We start from the raw sequence: 567 nt of genomic DNA on the forward strand, positions 1-567 counted from the left end.
AGCTATTACGATAAAAAGTGTAGCAGCAAGCTAAAACATTTTCGGCGTGTCCAGATACGCTAACTTTGCGCCATTCTTCCAATATTGTTCCAGTTGAATCAATCAAAAAAGTGCTTCGTTCAACCCCCATATATTTGCGCCCATACATACTTTTTTCAACCCAAACACCATAAGCCTGAAGTGTCGTTTTTTCTTCATCGGAAACAAGGATAATATCGATTCCGTGCTTTGTTTTGAATTTATTATGTTTATCGATATTGTCTGGAGATATCCCAATAATAACAACTCTGACTTCATCAAATTTGCTCTTTAATCGCGTAAAATCAATTGCTTCACTTGTGCACCCACTGGTGTCATCCTTCGGGTAAAAATATAAAACAATAGGCTTTCCTTGAAGATCAGAAAGACATAAACGGCCCCCACCATCGCGTGGCAAATCAAAATCAGGAGCGGAAGTGCCTTTCATCTGTCTTGTCATTGTTGTGCCTTTCTTTTTTGCGTCAGTATTGCGTATGAGAATACATATAATCATTGAGCACAAGAATAAAGCATAGAAATAATGCTTCA

At 37.9% G+C, this 567-nt stretch carries 1 protein-coding gene; it reads right to left on the minus strand.

Going from position 1 to position 567, the window contains the following annotated elements; translation table 11 throughout:
• Positions 1–478: peroxiredoxin (locus tag ACFIK8_RS10385; RefSeq protein ID WP_375669379.1), on the minus strand; the 478-nt coding region annotated here is incomplete at its 3' end.
• Positions 479–567 lie beyond the last annotated feature (89 nt).

This window comes from Bartonella sp. MR168JLCBS, assembly GCF_042194175.1.